This is a genomic window from Paraburkholderia atlantica, assembly GCF_009362785.1.
GTDB lineage: Bacteria > Pseudomonadota > Gammaproteobacteria > Burkholderiales > Burkholderiaceae > Paraburkholderia > Paraburkholderia atlantica.
Window position 1 is genome coordinate 1 of the sequence record NZ_WHNQ01000095.1, and the last position, 8,328, is coordinate 8,328.

The following is an 8,328-nucleotide window of genomic DNA, read 5'->3' on the forward strand; positions in this document are numbered from 1 at the left end:
GAATGTCTCGATGGCGCGGGCGCTGGCGACGCCGAGGCCGGGCACCGCTTTCCACCACTGGCGGCGACGCGGGATGCGCACGGTCAGATCGGCGAGCGTGCGGATGCCGTCGGCGTGCAGCACACGCACGGCCCGCGGGGCGAGCCACTGCGCGACGTCGTCGGTGATCTGTGGTTCTGGCGGGCGAGCTGTGCGCAGCGCTTCGATCGCGTGCGCGACTGCCTTGGCGTGCCGGGCGCGATCTTCCGCGGGATGATCGAGGAGGGCGGCCAGATCGTCACGATGCGCGGCGCGCGCGGACTTGCCGCCGCCCAGCAAGGCGGACTGATAGCGCTCGACCGCCTCGCGCACGGGCAGTCCCGCATACCACGCACGCAGCACGGCGAGTTCGTCGGCGGCGGGGAAGCGGGGCGGGTCGCCGGCCTGGGGGGAGGCTATAGAGGCGCGGCGCGTTTTCATGAGCGCCAGTTTAACTCGGAAATCGATGCCTTTTGATAAGAAAGACTATGACGATAGAACGGACTACACTGCGTCTTTTCGAACCGTCAATCCGGTGGAATCAGTGCCGCAATCCATATCGGCGCCATCCCCGCCCGTTGCCGAGCCAAACATGCCACGACGAACCATTCTCTCGCCTGCCGAGCGAGACAGCCTCTTCTCGTTTCCGGAGAGCCACGATGAGATCATCCGCCACTACACATTCAACGAAGCGGACCGGTCGCTGATCGGCCAGCACCGGGGCGCGGCCAACCGTCTGGGCTACGCCGTCCAGCTCTGCTGCATGCGCTATCCGGGGGTTACCATGGGCGCAGGCGTTGAACCGCCGCCTGCGCTGCTGGAGTATGTTGCCGGACAGCTCGGCATCGAACCGATGCTCTGGACAGAGTATGCAAAGCGGGATCAGACGCGTCGCGAACATCTGCTCGAACTGCAGTCCGCGCTGCAACTGCGACTGCTCACTGTGCAGGACTACCGCCCGGCCGTGCAGGCCCTTGTTGATCTGGCGATGCAGACCGACAAGGGCCTGGTGCTCGCGCAGGCACTGGTTTGATACCTGCTCCAACGGGCAATCCTGCTGCCCAGCGCAAACGTGATTGAGCGGATCTGCGCGGAGGCCGTCACCCGCGCGACCCGCCGCATCTACGAAGTTCACGCCAGATGCTCAAGCATATCGATCGCCTCAAAATCCTTCACGCCATTGACCTGCCCGCAGGCCTCGACCGGATGGTGCACCGGAACCGCCTGCTCAAGATTGCCCGCGAAGGCGCGCAGATGACGCCGGCCGACCTGGCCAGATTTGAAAAGCAACGCCGTCATGCCACCCTGGTGGCCATCGTGATCGAAGCAACGGCGACGGTCACCGACGAGATCGTCGATCTGCACGACCGCATCATTGGGCGGCTCTTCAATGCCGCGAAAAAGAAGCATCAGGAGCAGTTTCATCGTTCGGGAAAAGCCATCAACGACAAGGTGAGACTGTACGGGAAGCTGGGCCGGGCTCTGCTGGAAGCCAAGAAAAACGGCGCCGACGCGTTCAAGGCGATCGAATCCGTCATGTCGTGGGAGGCGTTCACGAAAAGCGTCAGCGAAGCCGAGCAGCTCGCCTAGCCCGAAGCGTTCGATTTTCTGCATCAGATCGGGGATCATTATGCGACACTGCGCCGGTACGCCCCGGCCTTCCTGGACATCCTGAAGCTACGTGCCGCTCCTGCGGCGACGGATGTGCTTGCAGCCGTCGATACGATCCGCGCCATGGACAACGACGGAGCGCGAAAAATGCCTGCCGACGCGCCCACCGCCTTCGTCAAGCCACGCTGGAAACCACTCGTGATGCCCGACAGCGGTATCGATCGCCGTTACTACGAACTGTGGGCGCTCGCCGAGCTGAAGAACGCGCTACGCTCAGGCGACATCTGGGTGCAGGGCTCGCGCCAGTTCAGGGACTTTGACGACTACCTGCTGCCGGCAGAGAATTTCCAGGCGATCATGCAGGGCAATGTCTTGCCGCTGCCGATCATCGCTGATTGCGACCGTTACCTGAGCGAGCGGCGGCAGTTGCTGGAGCAGCGACTGTCAACCGTCAACCGCCTCGCCGCCGATAACGGGCTGCCCGATGCGATCATCACGGAATCGGGCCTGAAAATGACGCCGCTCGATGCCGCGGTACCCGAGGCGGCCCAGGCACTCATTGACCATACATCGGTCATGCTGCCGCGAGTGAAAATCACCGAGTTGCTGATGGAGGTTGGCGCTTGGACCGGTTTCACCCGCCACTTTACGCACCTGAAGACCGGCGAGACAGCGAAAGACAAGACCCTGCTGCTCACGACGGTCTTGGCCGATGCTATCAACCTCGGACTGACGAAGATGGCGCAGGCCTGCCCCGGTACCACCTACGCAAAACTGTCGTGGCTGCAGGCGTGGCACATCCGGGACGAAAGCTACTCACAGGCGCTGGCTGAACTCGTCAACGCACAGTTCGCCCATCCGTTCGCCGCCCACTGGGGCGACGGCACTACCTCGTCATCCGATGGGCAGCGGTTCCGTGCGGGCAGCAAGGCCGAGAGCACGGGGCACGTGAATCCGAAATACGGCGCCGAGCCCTGACGCATGTTCTACACGCACATCTCCGACCAGTACGCGCCGTTCTATCCGAACCTCGTGAACGTCGGTGTGCGCGATTCGACCTATGTACTCGATGGACTTCTGTATCACGAATCTGACCTGCGCATCCAGGAACATTACAATGACACCAACGGATTTACTGATCACGTCTTTGCGCTGATGCACCTGCTTGGTTTTCGGTTCGCGCCACGGATCCGTGATCTCAGCGACATGAAGCTGTATGTGCCATGCAATCCCAAGGATTATCCTGCGCTTGCCTCAATAATCGGCGACACGTACAACGAAAAGCACATCCGGAGGAACTGGGACGAGGTTCTCCGTCTGGCGACGTCGATCCGGCAGGGCACCGTCACGGCTTCGCTGATGCTGCGCAAGCTTGGCAGCTATCCAAGACAGAACGGCCTCGCCGTCGCACTGCGCGAAATCGGCCGCATCGAGCGCACGCTGTTCATTCTCGACTGGCTGCAAAACGTCGAGCTGCGCCGTCGCGTTCATGCCGGCTTGAACAAGGGCGAGGCCCGCAATGCGCTTGCGCGCTCGGTGTTCTTCTACCGCCTCGGGGAAATCCGTGATCGCAGCTTCGAGGCTCAGCGCTATCGCGCCAGCGGGCTGAATCTGGTCACGGCCGCGATCGTGCTGTGGAATACCGTCTACCTCGAGCGGGCTGCCCAGACCATGCACGAGCGCGGGGTACCTGCCGACACCGCGCTGCTGCCGCATCTGTCGCCGCTTGGCTGGGAGCACATCAACCTGACCGGCGACTACGTCTGGCATAAGGACCGCAAGCTTCAGGCCGGCAGGTTCAGGCCACTGCGGCCGATGCCGGGGGCGGAGCCGCGGATTCGGCGTCCCTCGCAAACTGCCGAAAGCTCAACCGACCTTGCCGCCATACCCGGCGAGCTCGACATCGTATAATCATCGCATACAGCCGCATCGACCTCGCGAAGAGAACCTCCCCTGTGAATAACTTGACGTCTCAACAGCCGCTTGCCGATGACGATTTCGCCCGTCTCGCCGGGTTTCTCGACTCCATCGGCGATGCAGCGATGAACATCGAAACGCTCGACGGATATTTCGTCGCGTTGATTTGCGGACCCGACATCGTGTTGCCCAGCGAGTATTTGCCGCAGATCTGGGGGGAAGATTTTTCGTTTGAAAGCGACGGGCAGGTCACCGAAATCATCGAGCTGCTCATGCGTCACTGGAACACGATAAGTGTGGAATTGCGGCAAACGCTGCATGAGCCGAATGTGTACCTGCCCGTGTTGCTCGAACGCGAGGATGGTGTTGCCCCGGCCAACGACTGGGCACACGGCTTCATGCGCGGCGTACAGATGCGTCCCGCGAGCTGGGGTGAGCTGATCCACGACGAGGACCACGGCGGACCGATGATCCCGATCATGATGCTGCATCATGAACACAATCCCGACCCTCAGATGCGGCCACCACAGATCCCTGCGGAAAAGCGCGAGGAACTGCTGAAGACGATGATTGCCGGACTGACCCATATCTACCGTTACTTCGAGCCACATCGGCGGGCACTGGCGCAAATCCCGGCGCGTCTTCCCATGCGCCGGGAAGAACCGAAAGTCGGGCGCAACGAGCCGTGCCCGTGCGGTAGTGGCCGCAAGCACAAGCATTGCTGCATGGCCAGTTCGCCGACGTTTCACTGATCAGGCAGCACACCTACGGAGACACGCAATGCCCCAGATCCCGGATGATGCCGATCTTCCCCTGAACGCCAACGGCCCGGCGTACACGTCGCGACAGGATCGTGACGGCATACCGCTGTCGTGGACGGACGCCTAACCTGGCTTAATGCGCATCCCGTCGCCGGCGTGGGCTATTTCGTGCTCACCAACAGAAGTATCTCAATAATCTGATCGAACAGGACCATCGTCACATCAAGTCAAGAACGAACGTGATGCTTGGATTCAAACGGTTCAGAAGTGCCGCGATCACGATTTAAGGCATCGAGTTGATGCATCGCATTCGCAAGGCGCAGTTCGACCTCTGCGCGCTCAGGCTCAGCGACACCACCGCGCCCGCGGCTTGGAACGCCGTCCTGTTCAATCGATCAGGTATCCAAATCTATAAAGATTATTTCGATCACGCTACTTATTTGCACCGGAGCCACAAAACCAACCTCACCCTCAACATCTGTAAATCGCCCGCACCCCAACATCGGATCTGGCTTTGACAATTCTCCACTTTGGAATATGCCGGCCCCCGAACTGCGGAAGTCGTCCATCACATCAGAGCCGTTCAAATCACTGTTGCTTGCTGCCACCGCGCCTCCAGCGGTCGATGATGCGGCCTACGCCCAACAGGTACCTCGTCACATACTTCGTGGTCGCATACTCGACGTAGCCGAGCGGACACCGGGCCCGGTTTACGAACAGATGATCTTCGTGCCCGTGCGATTCCTTCGAGAAATTGATCGACCGGAATCCCTGTGATTCAAGCCGCTGCTCAAGCCGGGCGACATCCCTCTTCTCCACAAGGCCGCAAAAATCATGGAATTCGATCGCGATCTGGCCGATGTTACGCAGGAACGCGTCCGACAGTGAATCAAGCAGCGGCACCTCGGCGCCTTCGATGTCGACCTTCAGCAAATCGATTCGCGCGATTCCCTGCTGCTGCGTGAACACGTCGAGCCGCACAGCGGCCACCTGGATCTCGCGATCGTTCTCGCTGGTACGAATGAACGACGATGCCTCCGAATTCGCCGCCACGAAGAAGCTCATCGTCCCTGCACGATCGGCAATCGCGAGGTTGAAGGGCTTCACGCGCGCCATGCCACCGAGCCGCGCAAAACAGTCGGGATTCGGCTCGACCGCGTAACAGACGCATTCGTATTTCTCCGACATCAGCCGGGAAAACGTACCGCTGTTCGCGCCCAGATCGATAACAGTGCTGTCTCGATGCAAAAACCGCCGGAAAAAGGTATGTCCGCTGATACGATCCATCGTGTTCTCCTGGAGTTCACTAGAAATCGTCGCACTGCAACCAGCGGGGATCTGCCGGCGCAGGCGCGACACGTAGAGCAGTTCGAAACGGTCGGCCGCATTGAAATACTTGAACGTCATGATCGAGAAGGCCATCGCGGCATAAAGTCGCGAACTGGACCGATGCCCGGCCGCTCCTCCATGGGGGCCTCCAAGTAGTCGACAAGGTCTCTCTGGCTTCCGGAACAACTGTCTGGCGGTCACGGAATAGAATGCAAGGGAGCAGTCTCGTGTTTTGAACTTGTGAAAGTTGCCGCACTTGCGGAACCGCCCATCGTAAAAGCCTGACGGTCCGGATCAGGTGGTCACCGGCAGAGGCATGATATGTCGATAATGCCCAGTTCGAAGCTGATTCTCCTCTCGCATTCGATCGGAAATCCGGAAAAAGAACGTCAGGTCTTTCGGGAATTCTGACGATTCGCAAAAAAGCTTCGCAGTGAGCAGAGCGAGAACAATCGCTCGCTGCAAGCACAGGATACAAGCAGATGCCTTAGTAGCATTTGACTGGGATCAGATTCTTTCAAAGCCCGAAGACCGCGACATTCTCAAGCCTACCCTAGCAATGGGTTTCCACACGTCTTGGCCAATCAAGAACCCTCTAAAATTACCAGTATGCCCTATCACATCAGCCGCACGAGCGTCGCATTCAAAGAGCAAACGCCAAGTGGTAAGAGCGACGGGAGAACGCTTCGTCTACAACATGATCTCCGCGACGGCTCCTACCTTGTTTCTGGCGCTCAACTGCGCACTCCTGCAACGCCGCGTGAAAGCGTGGCGATCGAGCGAGGGAACTGGTGATCCGGATACGCAGCGTCCGCCTCCATCGCACAACGATTAGTCGCTGACAATTGGCCCGGAATAGCCCTGAGCATGAAGTCTACCGTCTGGCCGTCTCGATGCACCGCCCGATATAGATAAACCCATTTGCCCCGGATCTTCAGGTACGTCTCGTCAACCCTCCACGACCGTCCCGCAGACGTGGCAAAATGGTTCCAGCGCTTGACGAACTCGGGCGTATAGCGGCGCACCCAACGCAGAATCGTCGTGTGAGCCAGCGACAACCCTCACACAGCCATCATCTCGACGAGATCGCGCCGGCTGAGTTTGTAGCGCAGATACCAGCGCACACAAAGAATGATCACCTCACGGTCAAAATGACGGCCGGCGAATAGCCCGTCCAGACTTTTCAGCTTGTTCATCGCGGCTCCTCAAATCGGTCAGGGCGACACTCTAACCGATCCTTGAGCGCTATTTGCACCACGACCTTACAAACCAGCTTTGTTTGATGCAGCGCTAATGCATAGCAAATAAACCACGTGTAACCCTGCAAGTCCTTACTATGATGGATCGCACAATATCAAACTCCATCATAAAGGCCGGGGGGGTATGGCACTGCGTATTCAGGTTCTCCGCATCAGCAAGACGAATAGGCAGCGTAGGCACGAGGCCATTTCGCATATCGGCGGAAAGAATGCCGACGGGAGTCGGTGGAACATGAGGGAGAAAGACGCTATTAACGGGATTGAGACGGGTAAGTGGAACTTCTATGTTGTCGGAGGTGGCGAGACTGCTGATGTGTTCGTCTGGCAAACCCCGCAAGGCCACAAATACCTCAGGACCGGGCACGACATGACCATTGCGGACAATCTTCTCGGCCTGCCCGAGTGCCCAATAAATGGTTGTCGTTGAGCATGGCGTATTCAACGTCGCCACCGCCATGCTGCCCAGCGCACCTTGCCCGGATTTCGGGGGCGAACAAGGTAAGCACAATTTCCTATCATAGGCGCCCAAGTTATTATGACCTGGTCAAATCGCCGAAAGTTGGCATACATGCCGGGCGTGCCATCCGGGCTCAGAGTTCATCCCAGATTTGCGGAAGTGTTTCAGCAGGTCGGCCAGGGAGGCTAAGACTTGGGTTGCCACAAATACCCCGCTTTTTGCAGCCGGGCAAGCCAGGCTCCCCGCTTGCCATGACTCGACATCAATTGCGCCGGACGACGCCGGAATACGACATCGCGCCTGGCGTTTTCATACGCTTCGGCGAGATCCAGCAACTTCTGGAATGCCTGATCGTAGGCGCTGCCCGTTGTGCGTCGCAGTTGTGCGCGCCACTGAATCGCCAACCCTGCGAGACTGAAAATACGTTAGTGGTAAGCCTAGTAGGTGGCGAAACAGCCAAGCTCCGAGTTCAACGTCGATCTTGCTGCTGGTATGAGCAAATAGCCAGTTGCGAATTCCAGTCAACGTCACTTCAAAAAAAGATCGCAGAAATGAGCCCAATCGCAATGACATTCAACGTCTGCATCGCATGCTTGACAAGCACCTTATCCATTACGGCCTGAAAGAACATCGGCGTAAAAAGACTGATGATTTGCAATACTAGTGATATCGATAAAATTGCCTCTGTTGAATTTCCAGTGGGTGGTATCGTCCCGGTTTCTGCATAATCAAGACGAAGGCAGGTCATGCACAGCAAGCTGTTCGAAGCCGCATTGGGTGTAAGTGATCCGTGGTTCGTGAGCGGCGTCGATTTCGACGCGGCCACCAAGCTGCTGACGATCCAGATCGACTTCACTGCCGGAAGCCGCTTCGCGCATCCTGAGGTGGCCGGCGCGCATCCCGTGCATGACACTATCGTCAAGCGTTACCGGCACCTGAACTTTTTCCAGCATGACTGCTACCTCGAAGTGCGCAC

5 protein-coding genes and 5 pseudogenes are annotated in these 8,328 nt (G+C 58.8%); 5 read left to right on the plus strand and 5 right to left on the minus strand.

Translation table 11 applies throughout. The features are described from left to right. On the minus strand, positions 1-459 hold a 459-nt coding region (locus GCT19_RS39960), incomplete at its 3' end, for a phage integrase family protein (RefSeq protein ID WP_321576949.1). A 151-nt stretch (positions 460-610) separates the two neighbouring features. Here GCT19_RS39960 and GCT19_RS39965 point away from each other — a divergent pair. From GCT19_RS39965 to GCT19_RS39975, 3 genes and pseudogenes are all read left to right on the plus strand, one after another. Continuing rightward, positions 611-3,540, plus strand: a pseudogene (locus tag GCT19_RS39965) (Tn3 family transposase). Positions 3,541-3,584: 44 nt separating this feature from the next. Next, positions 3,585-4,298 carry a YecA/YgfB family protein gene (locus GCT19_RS39970; protein ID WP_176137721.1) on the plus strand — a complete coding sequence of 238 codons (714 nt, stop codon included), beginning with the start codon at positions 3,585-3,587 and terminating at the stop codon, positions 4,296-4,298. Between the two features lie 185 nt (positions 4,299-4,483). Further along, positions 4,484-4,591: pseudogene (locus GCT19_RS39975) on the plus strand (DDE-type integrase/transposase/recombinase); the annotation flags it as partial. Positions 4,592-4,702: 111 nt separating this feature from the next. Here the strand turns inward: GCT19_RS39975 and GCT19_RS39980 are convergent. From GCT19_RS39980 to GCT19_RS39990, 3 genes and pseudogenes are all read right to left on the minus strand, one after another. Next, on the minus strand, positions 4,703-4,915 hold the full coding sequence (locus GCT19_RS39980; protein WP_152854955.1) for a hypothetical protein: 213 nt from the start codon (positions 4,913-4,915) through the stop codon (positions 4,703-4,705). Next, on the minus strand, positions 4,896-5,837 hold the full coding sequence (locus tag GCT19_RS39985; RefSeq protein ID WP_152854956.1) for an FkbM family methyltransferase: 942 nt from the start codon (positions 5,835-5,837) through the stop codon (positions 4,896-4,898). Before GCT19_RS39985 ends, GCT19_RS39980 begins: the two co-directional genes overlap by 20 nt. A 656-nt stretch (positions 5,838-6,493) precedes the next feature. Beyond that, a pseudogene (locus GCT19_RS39990) lies at positions 6,494-6,832 on the minus strand (IS6 family transposase); the annotation flags it as partial. Positions 6,833-7,019: 187 nt separating this feature from the next. Between GCT19_RS39990 and GCT19_RS39995 the strand changes: the two are divergent. Continuing rightward, positions 7,020-7,322 (plus strand): DUF3892 domain-containing protein, encoded by a 303-nt coding sequence (locus tag GCT19_RS39995; protein WP_152854957.1) that lies wholly within the window; start codon positions 7,020-7,022, stop codon positions 7,320-7,322. Positions 7,323-7,697: 375 nt separating this feature from the next. Here the strand turns inward: GCT19_RS39995 and GCT19_RS40005 are convergent. Continuing rightward, a pseudogene (locus tag GCT19_RS40005) lies at positions 7,698-8,031 on the minus strand (ABC transporter transmembrane domain-containing protein); the annotation flags it as partial. A 67-nt stretch (positions 8,032-8,098) separates the two neighbouring features. Here GCT19_RS40005 and GCT19_RS40010 point away from each other — a divergent pair. Further along, positions 8,099-8,328: pseudogene (locus tag GCT19_RS40010) on the plus strand (ISL3 family transposase); the annotation flags it as partial.